The organism is Streptomyces sp. NPDC002809 (genome assembly GCF_040295435.1).
Classification (GTDB): Bacteria; Actinomycetota; Actinomycetes; order Streptomycetales; family Streptomycetaceae; genus Streptomyces.
Genome location: NZ_JBEOVJ010000066.1, coordinates 1 through 17926, shown reverse-complemented (window position 1 = coordinate 17926; position 17926 = coordinate 1). Strand labels below are relative to the sequence as shown.

Here is a 17926-nt window from a genome sequence, read left to right as displayed (position 1 = left end):
GGCGTGTTTCGGACGTCGCGGAGCCCGGCTCCGCCGGGGCACAGAGGACCGGGCGCCTTCCCGGCACCGGTCGACGGCCTCCCCGTGCCGGCCTGATCAGAGGTGTCGCGGAGCGGTGGAGTCGTAGAGTCCACCGCCATGTCCATCGAATTGGCTCGGCCGCTGTGGCGGAACCAGCAGTTCGCCCTCCTGGCCTCCGCGCGCGCCGTCTCGGTCCTGGGCAACGGCTTCGCCCGCGTGGCGCTGGCGTTCGCCGTGCTTGCCCTGCCGGGCGCCGGTCCGGGGCGGCTGTCGCTGGTCCTGGCCTGCCAGGCGGTGCCGCAGCTGGCTCTCGTCCTGCTGGGCGGCGTGATCGCGGACCGGATGTCCCGCTCCCGGCTGATGGCGATGGCCGATGTCGTCGGCGCCGTGGCGTACGGCGGGCTGGCGGTCCTGGTCCTGGCCGGACACGCCCCGTTGCCGTTGATGTGCGTGCTGGCCGTGGCCGCGGGCACGGCGACCGCACTGTTCGCTCCGGCGATGGACGGAATGGTGCCCCTGGTGGTGCCGGCCGGACAGCTCCAGCAGGCCAACGGATTGCTGCGGGTGAGTACGAACGTCTCGCTGCTGCTGGGCCTGGCCCTGTCGGGCATCACGGTGGCGTGGCTGGGCGCCGGCTGGGCGCTGGCCCTGAATGCCCTGTCCTTCGTGATCAGTGCGGTACTGACGTCGTTGCTGGCGATCGGTGAACGCCCGCGCAAGCGGACCTCCGGCTGGGCGGACCTGCGGGAGGGGTGGCAGGAGTTCTCCTCCCGGCAGTGGCTCTGGGCCGTGGTCTGCCAATGCACCTTCGTGGTGGCCGCGTTGAACGCGAACGTCGGCGTACTGGGCCCGCTGGCGGCGGAGCACCACCTCGGTGGCGCTCGCGCCTGGGCGGTGATCGTCGCGGCACAGGCCCTCGGAGCCGTCGCGGGCGCGGGCCTGGCGGCCAGGGTGCGGGTCGAACGGCCGGTCCTGGTGGCGGTTCTGGCCCTGCTGCCGTCGGCTGTCCCGATCGTGCTGCTGGGGCTCGGGGCTCCGGTGTGGCTGATCGCGGTGGCGATGTTCGGGTCGGGAGTGTCGTCGGACGTCTTCGGTGTGCTGTGGTCCACCACGGTGCAGCGGGAAGTACCGGAGGAGGCGTTGTCGAGGGTCAGCTCGTACGACCTGTTCGGCTCGCTCGCGTTCGCCCCGCTGGGCCTGCTGCTCGCGGGACCTGCTGCCGCCGCATGGGGAACGGACCGGATGCTGTTCGTCTGCGCCGCTCTGATCGTCGCGGCGACCTCGGGGGCCGTCCTGGTTCCCCAGGTACGCACTCTTCGTTCCCCGGCACGGGCGGAGCTGCCCAAGGCGCCGGATCAGCAGGAGATCCGGAAGGCCGTGGGCACGGGATCCATGGGCGAGGAGGCGGCGGGCCGGAGCGCGGGCCCTGCCGGTCATGAGTGACTGCCCGGGCCATCAGCGCGCCGGCGCACCCTGCCCTGCCGGTGCGTCTTCGCGCCCCTGGCCGATGGATAGGCTCCGGCCATGGACGTCCACGTAGAGATCATCCGGGAAGCCGGTCAGGAACTTGTCGAGGCCTTCGGCCGGCTGCTGCCGCAGCTCTCCACAACAGCCGAGCCCCTGGACCGCGAAGCCATCCACCGCATGGTGACATGGGATGCCAACACCGTACTTGTCGCCCGGACGTCCGAGGCGATCGTCGGCACCCTGACTCTGGTACTCCTGCCGTTGCCGTCCGGAGTGCGGGCCCGCATCGAAGACGTCGTCGTCGACAGCGCGGCACGAGGCCAGGGAGTCGCCGCACTCCTCACCCGGGAGGCTCTGCGGATCGCCCGGGAGGCGGGCGCACGAACGGTGGACCTCACCTCCCGGCCGGATCGCGCTGCGGCGAACCGGTTGTACGAGCGCCTCGGCTTCCGGGCTCGGGAGTCGACGGTCTATCGCTACCCGACCGGCTAGGAGCTGTCCGGCCGGGCACGGTCCGGCACGATGCGCGAGGCCGACGACGGCAGGCCCCACGCAACCCGCCTGCCGCCCGGCGCGCACGAGGAGCTCTCCTCCGGGCGCACGCCGCGCGTCCGCCCTCACGACCCCAGGATCGTCGTGAGGAACTCCCCCGTCCACGCCAGCAGTTCGCGCCCCACGACCGGCTTGCCGCCGATCTTGCCGCCGGTCGGGCGCGGGACCAGGATCTGGCGCAGGGCCGGCTTGATGATCGTCTTCGGGTACAGACGCTTCAGGCGCAGCTCCTGCGACTCGCGCAGCTCCACCGGGGCGAAGCGGATGTTCGAGCCCTGGAGCACGATGTCGCCGACCCCGCAGGCGCGGGCCAGCATGCGCAGGCCCGCCACCAGGAGGAGGTTCTCGACCGGCTCCGGGAGCTTGCCGTAACGGTCGGTGAGTTCCTCGCGCACCGCCCTGATGTCCTCCTCCGAGGAGGCCGAGGCGATCGAGCGGTAGGCCTGGAGGCGCAGCCGCTCGCCGGGGGCGTAGTCGTGCGGGACGTGCGCGTCGACCGGGAGCTCGATCTTGACCTCCAGCGGCGGTTCCTCCTCCACTCCTCCTTCGAGGGAGGCCCGGTAACCGGCGACCGCCTCGCCGACCATGCGGATGTACAGGTCGAAGCCGACGCCCGCGATGTGGCCGGACTGTTCGCCGCCCAGCAGGTTTCCGGCGCCGCGGATCTCCAGGTCCTTCATGGCCACGTACATGCCCGCGCCCATCTCGGTGTGCTGGGCGATCGTGGCGAGACGCTCGTGGGCCGTCTCGGTGAGCGGCTTCTCCGGCGGGTAGAGGAAGTAGGCGTAGCCGCGGTCGCGGCCACGGCCGACGCGGCCGCGCAGCTGGTGGAGCTGGGAGAGGCCGAAGTTGTCGCCGCGCTCCACGATCAGGGTGTTGGCGTTGGAGATGTCGATGCCGGACTCGACGATCGTCGTGGAGACCAGGACGTCGAACTTCTTCTCCCAGAAGTCCACCACCACTTGTTCCAGGGCCTGTTCGGACATCTGGCCGTGGGCGGTGGCGATCCGCGCCTCGGGGACGATCTCGCGCAGCCGGGCGGCGGCGCGGTCGATGGACTCGACGCGGTTGTGGATGTAGAACGCCTGGCCCTCGCGGAGCAGTTCGCGGCGGATGGCCGCGCCGATCTGCTTCTCCTCGTACGGGCCGACGAAGGTCAGGACCGGGTGGCGCTCCTCGGGCGGTGTGGTGATCGTCGACATCTCGCGGATGCCGGTCACCGCCATTTCGAGCGTACGGGGGATGGGCGTCGCGGACATGGTGAGGACGTCCACGTTGGCGCGGAGCTTCTTCAGCTGCTCCTTGTGCTCGACGCCGAAGCGCTGTTCCTCGTCGACGATGACCAGGCCCAGGTCCTTGAACTTCGTCTCGGAGGAGAACAGACGGTGGGTGCCGATGACCAGGTCGACGGAGCCTTCGCGGAGCCCTTCGAGCGTCGCCTTGGACTGGGACTCGGACTGGAAGCGGCTCAGCGCCCGTACGTTGACGGGGAACTGGGCGTACCGCTCGGTGAAGGTGCCGTAGTGCTGCTGGACCAGGAGGGTCGTGGGGACGAGGACGGCGACCTGCTTGCCGTCCTGGACCGCCTTGAAGGCGGCCCGCACCGCGATCTCCGTCTTGCCGTAGCCGACATCGCCGCAGATCAGCCGGTCCATGGGGACGGACTTCTCCATGTCCTCCTTGACCTCGGCGATGGTGGTGAGCTGGTCGGGCGTCTCCGCGTGCGGGAAGGCGTCCTCCAGCTCGCGCTGCCAGGGGGTGTCCGGGCCGAAGACGTGGCCGGGGGCCGCCATCCGGGCCGCGTAGAGCTTGATCAGGTCGCCGGCGATCTCCTTGACGGCCTTCTTGGCGCGCGCCTTCGTCTTGGTCCAGTCGGCGCCGCCGAGCCGGTGCAGGGTGGGTGCCTCGCCGCCGACGTACTTGGTGACCTGCTCCAGCTGGTCGGTCGGGATGTAGAGCCGGTCGCCGGGCTGGCCGCGCTTGGCGGGGGCGTACTCGACGAGGAGGTACTCACGGGTGGCGCCCTGCACCGTGCGCTGCACCATCTCGATGTAGCGGCCCACGCCGTGCTGCTCGTGGACGATGTAGTCGCCCGTCTCCAGCGTCAGCGGGTCGATGCTCTTGCGGCGGCGGACCGGCATCCGGCCCAGGTCCTTGATGGCGGTGCGCTGGCCGGTCAGGTCGGTCTCGGTGAGGACGGCGATCCGGAGCTCGCGGTCGACGAAGCCGTGGTCGATGGCGCCGCAGGAGACGTGGACGAGGGACGGGGTGATCTCGCCGAGGTCCGCGTCCAGACGGGCCGGGATGCCTTCGCCGCCCAGCACCTCGACGGTACGGGAGGCGAGCCCCTGGCCCTCGGTGACGTACACCGTGCGCCAGCCGTCGGCCAGCCAGCCCTTGGTGTCGGCGAGCGCGCGGGCGGTGTCGCCGCGGTACGCCTCCGGGGCGTGCATCCGGAGCTTGAGGGTGTCGTCGTCCAGTTCCTCGTCCGCGGCGAACGGGGAGATGGACCACCACATCATGTTCAGTTCGCGGGCCCGGTCGCGGACGTCCGCGATGCCGCGCAGCGAGGCCGCGCCGACGTCGATCGGGGCCTCGCCGCCGCCCGCGGTGGCCGCCCAGGACGCCTCCAGGAACTCCTGGCTGGTGGCGACCAGGTCGGCGCCCCGGGTACGGACCCGCTCGGGGTCGCAGACCACGGCCATGGAGCCCTTGGGCAGGACGTCGATCAGCAGTTCCATGTCGTCGACGAGGACCGGGGCGAGGGACTCCATGCCCTCGACCGCGATGCCCTCGGCGATCTTGTTGAGGAGTTCCCCCAGCTCGGGGTGGGCCTCGGCGAGCTCGGCGGCCCGCTCGCGGACCTCGTCGGTCAGCAGCAGCTCGCGACAGGGCGGGGCCCACAGCCCGTGCTCGGCGATCTCCAGCGACCGCTGGTCGGCGATCTTGAAGTAGCGGATCTCCTCGACGTCGTCGCCCCAGAACTCCACCCGCAGAGGGTGCTCCTCGGTCGGCGGGAAGACGTCCAGGATGCCGCCGCGCACCGCGAACTCGCCGCGCTTCTCGACCAGTTCGACCCGGGAGTACGCGGCTGCCGCCAGCGCCTCCACGGTCTTGCCGAGATCCGCGCTCTGCCCGATCCGCAGCGCCACGGGCTCCAGGTCGCCGAGCCCCTTGACCTGCGGCTGGAGCACGGAGCGGATCGGCGCGACGACGACGGAGACCGGGCCGGTCTCCGGGTCGTCCTCCCTCGGGTGCGCCAGGCGCCGCAGCACGGCCAGCCGGCGGCCCACGGTGTCGGAGCGGGGCGACAGGCGCTCGTGCGGCAGCGTCTCCCAGGACGGGTACTCCGCGATCGTGTCCGGCGGCAGCAGCGTGCGCAGCGCGGCCGCCAGGTCCTCGGCCTCGCGCCCGGTCGCGGTGACGGCGAGCACGGTCCGCCCGGAGTCCCTTGCCAGCGCCGCGACGGCGAAGGGCCGGGCGGCGGGCGGGCCGACCAGGTCGATGTGCATCCGGTGGCCGTCTCCGGCGGCCTTCACCGCTTCGGACAGCGCCGGGTCATGTACGACGACATCCAGCAGACCGTGCAGGCTCATGAAGGGCTTCCGTCCGGGTAACGAGGGTGGAGGTCTGACAGCCGGCTGCTGTCAGGGGCAACGCGAAGGGCCCGACACGTCAGACGGGCCGGGGGTGCCACCAGCGTACGACTCCGGGGTGACAGCCGCTCCCGCAACGGGGCTGCGCGCCGCGAGCGGGCTCCCGTACACAAGAGATCCGGAGGCGGCGGCCACATACGAAATCCCGCCCCGGGGCGTTTGGAGGAACGCCCCGGGGCGGGAACCGTCAGTCTATGCGGACCGCCCGGCTCACCCGTCCGTGGCGATGGCGTTCAGGACGTTCATCCGTCCTGCCCGGAAGGCCGGGACCAGCGCCGCGAACAGACCGACGAAGGCGGAGGCGACGAACACCGTGATGATGGTCGGCCACGGGATCTCCAGGACGCCGAGGCCCTCAAGGGCCAGCAGCTTCTGGGCCGAGGTGCCCCAGCCCATGCCCAGGCCGAGGCCGAGCAGGGCGCCGAACAGGGCGATGACCACGGACTCCAGCCGGATCATCCGGCGCAGCTGGCGGCGGGAGAGGCCGATGGCGCGCATCAGGCCGATCTCGCGGGTCCGCTCGACCACGGACAGGGCCAGGGTGTTCACGACCCCGAGCACCGCGACGATGATCGCCAGGGCGAGCAGGCCGTAGACGATGTTCAGCAGCTGGCCGATCTGGTCCTTCAGGTCCTGCTTGAAGTCGGCCTGATTCTGCACCTTGTACGTCGGGTACGCGTGGAGCGAGTCCTTCAGGGCGGCGTACGCCTCCGTCTCCTTGCCCTCCTGCGCCTTGGCGAACATGATCATGTTCTGGGGCATCTTGCCGGCGGGGACGTACCGCTCGGCGGTCGTGATGTTCATGTACATCGCGCCCTGGTCCACGGTCGTGTCGTCCGAGGTGATCGCGGCGACCTTCAGCTTCGCCGTGGCGCCCGCCTTGAACGCGACGGTGATCGTGTCACCGGCCTTGATCCCGTGCTCGGTGGCGTAGTCGTCCCCGACCGACATGGTGTTCCTGCCGTACGCCGCGGACAGCTCACCGGCGACGGTCTCGCGCCGCAGGTCGTTCGGGTACGTCGGGTCGGCGGCGGTGACGTCCTTCTCCGCCGTCGAACCGTCGGGGTTGGTGAGCTTCGCGCCGAGGACCTTGTAGTTCGTGATGTGCTCGATGCCGGGAACGGACTCCAGCGCCTTTGCCGCCTGAGGCACGATCAGCTGACCAGGGGTGGACGGCTGCACGATGAAGTCCGCGCCCACCGACTTGTCCAGCTCGTCCGTGGCCGAGGCGACCATGGAGGAGCCCACCACCGACAGGCAGGCCACCAGGGCCAGGCCGATCATCAGGGCCGCACCGGTCGCTCCGGTCCGGCGCGGGTTGCGCAGTGCGTTGCGCTCGGCCAGCCGGCCGACCGGGCCGAACAGCCGCAGGACGACGACGCTGAGCGCCCGTACGACGATGCCGGCGAGCAGCGGGCCGATGACGATGAAGCCGATGAGGGTGAGGACCACGCCCAGGCCGAGGAAGAGGGAGCCGTCGCTCGCCTTGTCCGCCTGCGTCGTCGCCCACAGGGCTGCCGCGCCGCCGCCGGTGAGGACGAGGCCGATGCCGGCTCGGATCCAGCCCGACTTGGCGTCCGCCGGCGTTCCGGCGTCGCGCAGGGCGGCCATCGGGGAGACCTTGCCGGCCCGGCGGGCCGGGATGTACGCGGCGAGGACGGTCACGATGATGCCGAGCGCGAGACCGATCGCGGGGGTCGTCCAGGCGATGGTGAGGTCCTTGGTGGACAGCTCCATGCCGACGGCGCCCATGACCTTCATCAGCCCGACCGCGAGGCCGACACCGGCGGCGACGCCGAGGATCGATCCGACGATGCCGAGGAGCACCGCTTCGAGCAGCACGGACCGGTTGACCTGCTTGCGGCTGGAGCCGATGGCCCGCATCAGGCCGATCTCGCGGGTCCGCTGGGCGACCAGCATCGAGAAGGTGTTGACGATGAGGAAGATGCCGACGAGGAAGGCGATCCCGGCGAAGCCGAGCATCGCGTACTTCATCACGTCGAGGAAGGAGCCCATGGAGTCCTTGTTGGCCTCCGCCGCTTCCTCCTGCGTCTGGATCTTGTACGCGGTCGAACCGGACAGCGCCGAGGCGACGTTCTGCTTCAGCTGCGTGTCGCTGACGCCGGGTTCGGCGGTGATGGAGACATGGGTGAAGACGCCGGGGCTGCCGAGCAGCTTCTGCTGGGCGGTGGCCGTGTCGAGGTAGACGATCGCCGCACCCGGGTTGGTGACCTTGAAGGCGGCGATGCCGCTGATGTGCGCCTTGATGTCACCGGTGACCGCGATGGTGCGCAGCTCGTCACCGATCTTCAGGTCGTGCTTGTCCGCGGTGTCGGCGTCGACCATGACCTCGGTCGGGCCGCGCGGTGCGTGGCCGGAGGTGATCTCCATGGAACGCAGGTCGTTCTGCGTCCAGTTGCCCGCCAGTGTGGGGGCGCCGTTCTCGGAGCCCATGTTCTTGTCGTGGCTGTCGACGACCGTGACCGCCGAGCTGGTGACGGCTCCCTCGGCCTTCTTCACCCCGTCGGCCTTCTCGACCCGGGCGACGACGGAGGCGGGCAGCGATTCGGGCTTGCCGTTCTCGGGGGTGTCGTCGACCTCGGCCTTCTTCGGGCTGACGGTGACATCGGCCGACGTCGCGGCGAAGAGCTTGTCGAACGTGGTGTTCATCGTGTCGGTGAAGACGAGCGTCCCGCAGACGAACGCCACCGACAACAGGACGGCGACGGCGGAGAGCGCCATGCGTCCCTTGTGCGCGAAGAAGTTGCGCATCGAGGTCTTCCAGACGGTCATGACGTCCGCCCGCGCGCGTCGAAGTCCTTCATGCGGTCCAGCACCTGGTCGGCGGTGGGGTTGAGCATCTCGTCGACGATGCGTCCGTCGGCGAGGTACAGCACCCGGTCGGCGTAGGAGGCGGCCACCGGGTCGTGGGTGACCATGACGATGGTCTGGCCCAGCTCGTCGACGGACTTGCGCAGGAAGTTCAGCACCTCGGCGCCGGCCCTGGAGTCCAGGTTCCCGGTCGGCTCGTCACCGAAGATGATCTCCGGCTGGGCGGCGAGTGCCCGTGCCACCGCGACGCGCTGCTGCTGACCGCCTGAGAGCTCGGTCGGACGGTGCTTGAGCCGCTCGGCGAGGCCGACGGTCTCGACGACCTGCCTGAGCCAGGCGGCGTCCGGCTTGCGGCCGGCGATGTCCATCGGAAGCGTGATGTTCTCCAGCGCGTTGAGCGTCGGCAGGAGGTTGAACGCCTGGAAGATGAAGCCGATGCGGTCGCGGCGCAGCTGGGTGAGCTTCTTGTCCTTGAGCCCGGTGATCTCGGTCTCCGCGAGGTGGATCTGGCCCGAGGTCACGGTGTCCAGACCGGCGAGGCAGTGCATCAGCGTCGACTTGCCGGAGCCGGACGGGCCCATGATCGCGGTGAACTGGCCGCGGGCGATGTCGACGTCGACGTGGTCGAGCGCGACGACCCTGGTCTCACCGACCCCGTACGCCTTGACGACCTGCCGCGCTCGCGCAGCCACGGCCGTACGCCCTCCAGTGCCCCCGTGCCTGGGAATGGTTACAGCCGTTGTCACGGTTTATCTCCTATGTCGGTCGGCGACGGGTCGTCGCCTTCTGATGTGAAGTCTGGTTGCTGGAGGGGGTCCGGCGCGCTGGTGCCCAGCGCAGTCTTCGGGTGGGGTTTTCCCCACCCCGCCCCCTGTGGTCTGCCTCAACCGCGGTGCATGACCACGCTACGGAGAGGGCATGGCCCGGCACGTCCTCCGCCGGGAGGAACGGCCCCTGGGCAGAAGTAAGGAGCTACCCCTAGGGGACTGGGCCCCTGGGTGGAGAGGCGTCTCAGGGCTGCACCCGTGGGTCCGGACCGCGGGGTGGACCGGCAGGGGCCCGGCCGTACGGCGCCTCAGGGCCTGCGGCCTGCTCCGGTGTGCCGTCCCGGGGCCAGCGCAGCGCGCAGGGCCGGGGTGAGGACGGCGCGCGTCTCGGCCGGGGTGAGGGCGGCGGGGGTGGCGAGCGGGTTGAGGTAGCGGGTGTAGATCAGCCCGCCGAGGATCGTGACGACGGCGGTGGCACGGGCGGTCGCGTCCCGGCCGCCGAGAAATTCAACAAGGCGGGCCAGCAGCTCGAGTTCCAGGTATTCACGGATCACGTCGGCGGCCTCGTCGCCCTGCGCGGTCAGCCGGCGGAAGTCGGCGTCCTCCCACAGGTCCGTCACCGCGTCGATCAGCCGGCCGGGAAGCGTGGCGGGGTCACCGCCGAGGACCTCCTCCACCGCCAGCGCGTTGGCGCACTGGAACTGCATCACGTCGGCGAACAGGCCCTTCTTCGAGCCGAAGTGATACGCGATCAGCGCCGGGTCGACCCCGGCGGCACCGGCCACCGCGCGCAGGGTCGTGGCCCGGTAACCGCGCTCCAGGAACAGCGCTCGGGCCACCGGGACGATCGACTCGCGGGTCGGAGGATTGCCGCGGGGGCGGCCCCGGGTGCGGGCTGAGGCGGGGGCGGCGTTATTCATCAGCGTTGAGCCTGCGTTTCGTGATCGGCACAGTCAAGGGCGTTGTGGCCACCACACGAAGGGACGCCCGGCACCATGCCCGACACGGCACCGGACTCAGCAATGGACAAAATCGACGCGGCATCCGGCTCGGCAATCGGCTCGGCAATCGACGCAGCGCCCGGTTCGGCAATCGACGCGGCACCCGGCTCGGCACCCGCCGATGCCGCGACTGCCGAATCCGTCGCACTCCCCACCTTCGCGGGGGAGTTCCTCGCACTCCCCCGTACGGCCGTCCTCACCACGATCCGCCCCGACGGCACCCCGCACCTCGCACCCGTCCGCTTCACCTTCGACGCGTCCACCGGCCTGGCCCGGGTGACCACCAGGGCGGGAGCCCGCAAGGCCCGCCATGTGTCGGCGGGCGGCGCGGCGGCCCGTGTCGCCCTCTGCCAGGTGGACGGCTTCCGCTGGATCACCCTCGAAGGCCGTGCCGTGGTCACCGACGACCTCGTACGCCTGGCCGAGGCGGTCCGCCGCTACACCGCCCGCTACCGCACGGCCCCGCCCGCCCCGCCGGACCTGACCGTCATGGAGATCACCGTCGACCGCTTCCTGAGCCTCGGCCTCTGATCCCGGCGCCGGGCAGGCCCCGAGGGCCGATCCGCACACCCCCGTACGGACCGCATGAACCCGCACGACCCGCACGACCCGCATGACCCGCATGACCCGCACCGAACGATTCCCCACCACCGAAAGCGACGTGACCCGCGATGCCCACCGTTCCCGTGCTCGGCTCCACCCTCCACTACCGCGAGTCGGGCGACCCCGACGGTCTGCCGTTCGTCTTCCTCCACGGCAATCCCACCTCCTCCCACCTGTGGCGCAACGTCCTGCCGGGGGTGGTCGCGCCCGGACGCCGCCTGCTGGCCCCCGACCTGATCGGCATGGGCGAGTCCGGCAAGCCCGACCTCGCCTACTCCTTCGACGACCACGCCCGCCACCTCGACGCCTGGTTCGACGCTCTCGGTCTGGGCGAGGCCGTCCTCGTCGGCCACGACTGGGGCGGGGCACTCGCCTTCGACCGCGCCGCCCGCCTTCCGGGCAGCGTCCGCGGGCTCGCCTTCACCGAGACGATCATCAAACCGTTGGTGGGTGACGAATTCCCGCCTGCAGGCAGGGAGTTGTTCACTCTGCTGCGCACGCCCGGGGTGGGCGAGAGCATGATCCTGGATCAGGCGCTTTTCATCGAAGGGCTTCCGGACACACTCGCCACCCCGCTCGCCCCCGCCGACCACGACGTCTACCGCCGGCCCTTCCCGACCCCGCACAGCCGCCGCCCGGTGCTGGCGTGGACGCGCATGATGCCGCTGGACGCCGAACCCGCCGACGTCGTGACCCGCATCGAGCGCTACGACGCCTGGCTGGCCGCCAGCCCCGAAGTCCCCAAGCTGCTCGCCGCGTTCGAGCCGGGGCCCGGTGCGATGACCGACCGGGGTGCCGTGGCCTGGTGCGAGGAGAACATCGCGGGGCTGGAGGTCTCACGCCACGGTGTGGCAGGCCACCACTCCCCGGAGGACCGCCCCGAGGAGCTGGCGGCGGCGATCGACGCCTGGGCCGTCCGCCACGGGCTGGCGCGCCCGCCGGTATCCGGATGAGGTGACACGCTCGAACACTGCGCCGCCGGGCGCCCGTTCGCGCCGCCTCCGCCTCGCCCGGCCCGATCGCGGCGCCCCCGCCGAACCCTGCCGGGGACCGGCTGCGGCTACTCCGGCAGCCTGGCCCAGAAGTGGTCGACGATCTCCTCGACGTACTTTCGCCCGTCCTCGCCGGAAGCCGTGCTGCCACTGGCCCGGCTGAGCGTGGCCGCCATGAGGGCCTGGTACTCGTGGTACATGGAGTCCAGCGGCTCGTGCAGCAGTTTGCGGTCCACGGAGATGAGCTTGGCGATGGCACGCACATGCGCCTGCCAGCGGGTGCTGACGGCTTCGGTGAGCAGGCGGGCGAGTTCGTCCTCGTGCCCGGTGACGGCGACATGGTCGCGCGGCGGGAGACGGAGCAGGTTGCCGAGTTTCGAGGACTGCCTCTGGTCACCGGTCCACCGGCCGGTCTCCTCCATCCGGAGGTAGGCGGCCAGGGGGAGGCCCGTACTGCGGGCGACGTCCTCGGCCGATATCCCGCAGGCGACACGGTGCTCGCGCAAGGTGCGCGGGTGCCCCATGATCTCGCTGGGGTGACACCACAACGCGCCTGCCAGTGCGGCGAGTTCATGCGGATCGGGCAGAGCCGTGCCACGTTCCCACGCCGCTATGTGCTCCGGAGTGACGTGAGCCGTCCCGAAGGAGGCCCTCATTGCGTAGGCGACGTGACCGTGAGCCATCCCGAGCTTCTCACGCAGAGCTCGGGCAGCGCGCGCATTGAAAGGGGGTGGAGGGTGCACGCACAGAACGTATGGGCATCGTCACCAGAAAATCCACGACCGCTGTCGCCTGAATCACGGTTTGGCTCATTAGATCACCGGCGATTCCGTAGGAACCGACAGTCGGATTCGAGTCATCAACAACGGTATGCCGTAAGGCTCTTGAGGGCGCAGCCATGGCACGTATGATCCGCTCGCAAGGCGCCGCACGTGTGTTCGCACAACTGCCTGTCACCTGTACCCGGCGGTAGCGGCTCCCCCTTCCCCCTTGTCCGTTGCAGGCCCAGGAGACGTATCCATGCAACCCAGCCAGTCCACCCCGGCCGCCATACCGCCGACCAGATCCGGCGATGGCGCCCTCGACCGGTTCTTCCGCATCACCGAACGCGGATCGACCTACGGCCGGGAAGTTCGCGGTGGCTTCGCCACCTTCTTCACCATGGCCTACATCCTCGTGCTCAACCCGATCATTCTCGGCGGCGCGAAGGACAAGTTCGGCGACCAGCTGGACACGGTCCAGCTGGTGACCGCCACCGCCCTCGTGGCCGCGGTGATGACCCTGATCATGGGCGTGGGCGGTAACCTGCCGCTCGCCCTGGCCGCGGGGCTGGGCATCAACGCTGTCGTCGCGTACCAGGTCGCGCCCCTCATGGCCTGGGACGACGCGATGGGCCTCATCGTGCTCGAGGGCCTGCTGATCTGCATACTCGTGGCTTCCGGCCTGCGCGAAGCGATCATGCACGCCATCCCGCAGGCTCTCAAACAAGCCATCAGTGTCGGCATCGGCCTGTTCATCGCGTTCATCGGTTTCGTCGACGCCGGGTTCGTCACCCGCATTCCGGACGTCGCGAACACCACCGTTCCGGTCCAGCTCGGCACCGGCACCCTCGCGGGCTGGCCCATGCTCGTGTTCTGCCTCGGCGTGATCATGACGATCGTGCTCCTCGCCCGCAAGGTCAAGGGCGCCATCCTCATCAGCATCGTCGTGATGACCGTGCTCTCCATCGTCATCAACTCGATCGCCGACGTGAAGTCCTGGGGCCTGACCGTCCCCTCGATGCCCGACAAGCCCGTCGCAGCGCCCGACTTCGGGCTGCTCGGCCACTTCGACCTGCTGGGCTCGTTCGGTGAGATCAGCGTCCTGACCGTCATCCTGCTCATCTTCACGCTCATCCTGTCGGACTTCTTCGACACGATGGGCACCGTCGTCGGCGTCACCGCCGAGGCCGGGCTCCTCGACGAACGGGGACAGGTGCCGGGCCTGGGCCGGGTCCTGCTCATCGACGGTGCGGCCGCGGTCGCCGGCGGTGTCGCGTCCTCGTCGTCCGCCACCACCTACGTCGAGTCCGCCGCAGGTGTCGGCGAAGGCGCCCGCACCGGCTTCGCCAACCTCGTCACGGGCGGCATGTTCGCCCTGGCCCTCTTCTTCGCCCCGGTCCTGACCATCGTGCCCATGCAGGCCGCGTCGCCCGCACTCGTCGCGGTCGGATTCCTGATGATGACCCAGGTCAAGCACATCGACTGGGACCGCTACGACCTCGCCATCCCGGCGTTCCTCACCATCACCGTCATGCCGTTGACGTACTCCATCACCAACGGCATCGGCGCCGGTTTCGTCACCTACGTCATCATCAAGGCGTGCCTGGGCAAGGCCCGTGAAGTCCACTGGCTGCTCTGGGGCACCGCGACGCTCTTCCTCGTCTACTTCGCGATCGACCCGCTGGAACAGCTCCTCGATCTCAAGTAGTACGAAGACCGTCCAGTACGAAGACCGTTGCCGAAGCGGTCCCCGGGTGCGAACCGCACCGCCCCGGGAGACCCGCCTCGCCGGCCGTGACGCCGAACTGCCCGGCTCCGGGCCCCTTGTCGGGGACGGAGCCGGGCAGTTCGGTTCGGTCAGGGACGGCGGGGCCGGAGCCGGGCTGTCCGGTCCGGCGAAGCCGCGGGCCGGGTCAGCCCTTGGCCGCGGCCACCTCGGGCGAGGCGGTCTCGTCAGCCGTCTCACCGGCGACGGCCGACGCGCGGATGGCCGGGATGAACGCCGAGATCAGCACGGCAATGAGGGCGACAGCGCAGCCGAACATCAGGCCGGTACGGAACCCGGCCTCGGAGGTGAAGCTGTAGCCGGCCGTCTCCGTGGTCATCTGGCCGAGGACCGCGCCGATCACGGCGGCACCGATCGACGTGCCGAGCGCACGCATGAGGGTGTTGAACGCGTTGGCGGCGGCCGTCTCGGACGCCGGGACCGCGCTCATGATCAGTGCGGGCATCGCCCCGTAGGCGAGGCCGACACCGCTGCTGCTGACCATGAGGAACAGCATCAGACCCCAGGCGGAGCCCATGAGCACAATGCCCAGCCCATAGGCGGCCGCGATGACCAGCACACCGCTGATCAGCGTGAACTTCGGACCGCGGGCGTCGGTGAGCTTTCCGCCGAACGGGGAGACGATCATCATCATGACGCCGCCGGGCGCCATCCACAGGCCCGCCTGAAGCATCGACTGGCCAAGGCCGTAGCCGGTGGCCTCGGGGAACTGCAGCAGCTGCGGCGCGATCAGCATGCCCGCGTACATACCGAAGCCGACGAAGAGCGACGCCAGGTTGGTGATGAGCACGCGCGGGCGGGCCGTGGTGCGCAGGTCGACCAGCGGGTCCTCGGTGCGCAGCTCCCAGAATCCCCAGGCGATGAGCACCACGACGGCGGCGACGAACAGGCCGACCGTCGTCGCGGAGCCCCAGCCCCACTCGGCGCCCTTGGAGACGGCGAGGAGCAGGCAGACCAGGCCGACGGCCAGGCCGAGGGCGCCGGGTACGTCGAAACGCTGCCCCTTGGCGGCGGCCGGGACGTCCGGGATCAGGAACCAGACCAGCGCGAAGATGGCGAGGGCCAGAACGGCGGAGCCCCAGAACAGCACCCGCCAGTTCGCGTACTGGGCGACCGCCGAGGCGATCGGCAGGCCGAGAGCGCCACCGATGCCGAGGGAGGCGCTGACCAGTGCGATGGAGGAGCTCAGCTTCTCCTTCGGCACCACGTCACGCAGCAGGGCGATGCCGAGCGGCACCATGCCCATGCCCATGCCCTGCAGACCACGTCCGACGATCATGGGGACCACGGTGGACGAGAGCGCACAGACCACCGAGCCCGCGAACAGCGGCACCGCACACACGAGCAGCATGCGGCGCTTGCCCAGCAGATCGCCCAGCCGTCCGGAGACCGGCACGCACACCGCCGAGACCAGCAGGGTGGCCGTGATCACCCAGGCGGCGTTGGAGGAGGTCGTGTCGAGGATCTTCGGCAGCTCCGCGATGAGCGGTGTGACGAGAGTCTGCATGACCGCCGCCACGGTGCCGGCAAAGGCGAGCGTGGCGATCACACCGCCTGATCTGGCGGTCGGCTGGGGGGCATCCATGAGGGAGGAACTCCTTGGGGGGTCGTGGTCCCGTCTACCGGGACAGCGACGTGCATCGTACATGCCTAATGTGTCATACACATGCCGTGCCCTGTGCACATCGCATGAGAGCATGAACCGTCGCCCAGAATCCGACGTGCGACCGATCCCGGCGCAGAAGCAGCAGAAGCAGGAGGCCGCAGACATGCCGAGGCCCACAGAAGAGGTGGAGTACGAGCAGATGCTGCTCGGTCGCCACAGCCTCGCCGACCACCGCGGCGGACGCCACAAGTACGCCCTCCTGGACCGGAGCGCGTACACCCTGCTGAGCCGTCTCCGTGTCCAGGGCCCCATGTCCAACGGCGAACTGAGCGACGCCTTCGGCCTCGACGCCTCCACCCTCAACCGTCAGACCGCCGCCGTGACCCGCGCCGGACTGGCCGAGCGCATCGCCGACCCGGACGGTGGCATGGCCCGCAAGTTCCGCATCACCGACAAGGGCACGGAGCTGCTCGACGCGGAACGCGAACGCGTCGTCCAGTCCCTGGACCAGGTCATGAAGGACTGGCCGGACGACGACATCGCCGCCTTCGCCGGCTACCTCAAGCGCTTCAACTCCGGAATCGAGCAGCTCTCCCAGCGCCCCTGGCCACGCCCCTGACCCGGCCCCGCGCGTGAGGCCCCGCCATCGCGGCAACTGCTCGCCGCGCGTTCCCGCGCCCCGGCCCCGCACGCGAGCCCCCGCCCACAGCGGGGCCGACAGGGCCGGGCGCCCCAGCAGACGGCGCGAGGACCCTCAGTCCTCCGCCGGAGCCACCCGCCCGGTCAGCGCCGCCAGCGAGTTGCGCACGTGCGCCATGTGCGCCTGCACGTCCTCGCGCCCCTCCTCGTGCTCGCGCAGGATCCGCTCCGTCTCCCGCACCACCCGCTCCTCACGCACCCGGGCCTCCGCGATCAGCTCCGCCCCCTGCGCCTCCGCGTCCTCCTGGCCGTGCCGCGCGGCCTCCTCCGCCTCGGCCAGCGCCCGCCGCGCCCCGGCCAGCCCGGCCTCCGCCCGCTCCGTCGACTCCACGTGCTCCGCCGACTGCACCGCCTCGGCATCCGCCAGTTCCTGCCCGGCGGTCTTCCAGCGGTCGGCGTGCTCCTGCTCCTGATGGGCCAGCACACTCGCCGTACGGCTGCGGGTCACCTCCATCGCGGCCTCCGCCTCCTCGCGCACCTGAGCCGCCTCCAGCCGGGCCGCGGCCAGCGCCTCACCGGCCGTACCCTCGGCAGCGGCCAGCACCTGCTCGGCGTGGCCCGTCGCGGCCGACCGCATCGCCTCCGCGTCGGCCCTCGCCGACTCGCGCAGGGCCCGCGCCGCCGCGTCCACCTCGTCACGCAGCGCCTGCGACTCCTCCTGGGCCGCGGCCGCGACCGTCTCCGCCTCACCCTCGGCAAGCGCCAGGATCTCCTGCGCCCGCTCCCCCAACGACGCGTAGTCCTGCGGGGCCAGCGCGGCGACGGCCTCGTCCAGCCGGGCCGACTCGGCCACCAGCCGCTCCGCCAGCGCCGTCAGCGCGGCCACCTGCTCCAGCGCCACGTCCCGCTCCGCCGACAGCGCGGCCACCGTCCGGTCCACCTGCTCCGGGCGGTAACCACGACCGCGTACGCCGACGAAGCCGTGCGCGGACACCGGTGCAGAACTCATCCTTGACGCCTCTTTCCGACTACCGACCATCGAGCAATACGTCAAGGATGCGGCAATTGGCCCGGAAGTCGGAATCGATTCGACGCTTTCCGGACGGAAGCGACAGGCATCACAGGTCACAGAAGAGGCGTGGCGCCCCTCCCCCGCAGGGAAGAGTCCCCCCCCCCCCCCCCCACCCCGAAGAAAAGCCCCGCAAATAAGCCCCGCCCCCCAAAACAACCGCCGCCCCCACCC

13 protein-coding genes are annotated in these 17926 nt (G+C 70.5%); 6 read left to right on the top strand and 7 right to left on the bottom strand.

The features are described from left to right. Positions 1–138: 138 nt before the first annotated feature. On the top strand, positions 139–1464 hold the full coding sequence (locus tag ABT025_RS29430; RefSeq protein ID WP_351000951.1) for an MFS transporter: 1326 nt from the start codon (positions 139–141) through the stop codon (positions 1462–1464). Between the two features lie 81 nt (positions 1465–1545). Then, positions 1546–1980 (top strand): GNAT family N-acetyltransferase, encoded by a 435-nt coding sequence (locus tag ABT025_RS29425; RefSeq protein ID WP_351000948.1) that lies wholly within the window; start codon positions 1546–1548, stop codon positions 1978–1980. Between the two features lie 125 nt (positions 1981–2105). Here the strand turns inward: ABT025_RS29425 and mfd are convergent, their stop codons facing one another. The 4 genes from mfd to ABT025_RS29405 all read right to left on the bottom strand — a co-directional run bounded on the left by mfd (position 2106) and on the right by ABT025_RS29405 (position 10215). Further along, a complete protein-coding gene (gene mfd / locus ABT025_RS29420) occupies positions 2106–5636 on the bottom strand; it encodes a transcription-repair coupling factor (RefSeq protein WP_351000945.1) in 3531 nt (1176 codons plus the stop codon). Between the two features lie 270 nt (positions 5637–5906). Continuing rightward, positions 5907–8489: an ABC transporter permease gene (locus ABT025_RS29415; RefSeq protein WP_351000942.1), complete on the bottom strand. Its 2583-nt coding sequence runs from the start codon at positions 8487–8489 to the stop codon at positions 5907–5909. Continuing rightward, positions 8486–9274 (bottom strand): ABC transporter ATP-binding protein, encoded by a 789-nt coding sequence (locus tag ABT025_RS29410; protein ID WP_148019058.1) that lies wholly within the window; start codon positions 9272–9274, stop codon positions 8486–8488. Before ABT025_RS29410 ends, ABT025_RS29415 begins: the two co-directional genes overlap by 4 nt. Positions 9275–9603: 329 nt before the next feature. Further along, a complete protein-coding gene (locus ABT025_RS29405; protein ID WP_351000939.1) occupies positions 9604–10215 on the bottom strand; it encodes a TetR/AcrR family transcriptional regulator in 612 nt (203 codons plus the stop codon). A gap of 285 nt (positions 10216–10500) precedes the next feature. Between ABT025_RS29405 and ABT025_RS39560 the strand changes: the two genes are divergently transcribed. Together ABT025_RS39560 and ABT025_RS29395 are read left to right on the top strand one after the other, a co-directional pair. After that, positions 10501–10827, top strand: coding sequence for a pyridoxamine 5'-phosphate oxidase family protein (locus ABT025_RS39560; protein ID WP_502972058.1), 327 nt, complete (start codon positions 10501–10503; stop codon positions 10825–10827). Positions 10828–10967: 140 nt separating this feature from the next. Continuing rightward, positions 10968–11852 (top strand): haloalkane dehalogenase, encoded by an 885-nt coding sequence (locus ABT025_RS29395; RefSeq protein ID WP_351000935.1) that lies wholly within the window; start codon positions 10968–10970, stop codon positions 11850–11852. Between the two features lie 107 nt (positions 11853–11959). On the opposite strand, the gene ABT025_RS29390 is transcribed toward ABT025_RS29395, so the two are convergent. Continuing rightward, the gene (locus tag ABT025_RS29390) at positions 11960–12574 is read right to left on the bottom strand and encodes a helix-turn-helix domain-containing protein (protein ID WP_351000930.1); all 615 of its coding nucleotides are present in this window, start codon (positions 12572–12574) and stop codon (positions 11960–11962) included. A gap of 337 nt (positions 12575–12911) precedes the next feature. On the opposite strand from ABT025_RS29390, the gene ABT025_RS29385 reads away from it, so the two are divergent. Beyond that, on the top strand, positions 12912–14360 hold the full coding sequence (locus ABT025_RS29385) for an NCS2 family permease (protein ID WP_351000926.1): 1449 nt from the start codon (positions 12912–12914) through the stop codon (positions 14358–14360). Positions 14361–14565: 205 nt separating this feature from the next. Here the strand turns inward: ABT025_RS29385 and ABT025_RS29380 are convergent, their stop codons facing one another. Next, positions 14566–16023, bottom strand: a complete 1458-nt coding sequence (locus ABT025_RS29380; RefSeq protein WP_351000924.1) for an MFS transporter — start codon at positions 16021–16023, stop codon at positions 14566–14568. Between the two features lie 184 nt (positions 16024–16207). Here ABT025_RS29380 and ABT025_RS29375 point away from each other — a divergent pair, with 184 nt between their 5' ends. Continuing rightward, a complete protein-coding gene (locus ABT025_RS29375) occupies positions 16208–16663 on the top strand; it encodes a MarR family winged helix-turn-helix transcriptional regulator (protein WP_351000921.1) in 456 nt (151 codons plus the stop codon). Positions 16664–16798: 135 nt separating this feature from the next. On the opposite strand, the gene ABT025_RS29370 is transcribed toward ABT025_RS29375, so the two are convergent. Beyond that, a complete protein-coding gene (locus tag ABT025_RS29370) occupies positions 16799–17692 on the bottom strand; it encodes a coiled-coil domain-containing protein (protein ID WP_351000918.1) in 894 nt (297 codons plus the stop codon). Between the last annotated feature and the right edge of the window lie 234 nt (positions 17693–17926).

Coding starts and splice junctions, on each gene's coding strand:
- ABT025_RS29425 (WP_351000948.1), top strand. CDS start 1,546: ATGGACGTCCACGTAGAGATCATCCGGGAAGCCGGTCAGGAACTTGTC.
- ABT025_RS29385 (WP_351000926.1), top strand. CDS start 12,912: ATGCAACCCAGCCAGTCCACCCCGGCCGCCATACCGCCGACCAGATCC.
- ABT025_RS29395 (WP_351000935.1), top strand. CDS start 10,968: ATGCCCACCGTTCCCGTGCTCGGCTCCACCCTCCACTACCGCGAGTCG.
- ABT025_RS29370 (WP_351000918.1), bottom strand. CDS start 17,692: ATGAGTTCTGCACCGGTGTCCGCGCACGGCTTCGTCGGCGTACGCGGT.
- ABT025_RS29390 (WP_351000930.1), bottom strand. CDS start 12,574: ATGGCTCACGGTCACGTCGCCTACGCAATGAGGGCCTCCTTCGGGACG.
- ABT025_RS29415 (WP_351000942.1), bottom strand. CDS start 8,489: ATGACCGTCTGGAAGACCTCGATGCGCAACTTCTTCGCGCACAAGGGA.
- ABT025_RS29375 (WP_351000921.1), top strand. CDS start 16,208: ATGCCGAGGCCCACAGAAGAGGTGGAGTACGAGCAGATGCTGCTCGGT.
- ABT025_RS29405 (WP_351000939.1), bottom strand. CDS start 10,215: ATGAATAACGCCGCCCCCGCCTCAGCCCGCACCCGGGGCCGCCCCCGC.
- ABT025_RS29430 (WP_351000951.1), top strand. CDS start 139: ATGTCCATCGAATTGGCTCGGCCGCTGTGGCGGAACCAGCAGTTCGCC.
- ABT025_RS29380 (WP_351000924.1), bottom strand. CDS start 16,023: ATGGATGCCCCCCAGCCGACCGCCAGATCAGGCGGTGTGATCGCCACG.
- mfd (WP_351000945.1), bottom strand. CDS start 5,636: ATGAGCCTGCACGGTCTGCTGGATGTCGTCGTACATGACCCGGCGCTG.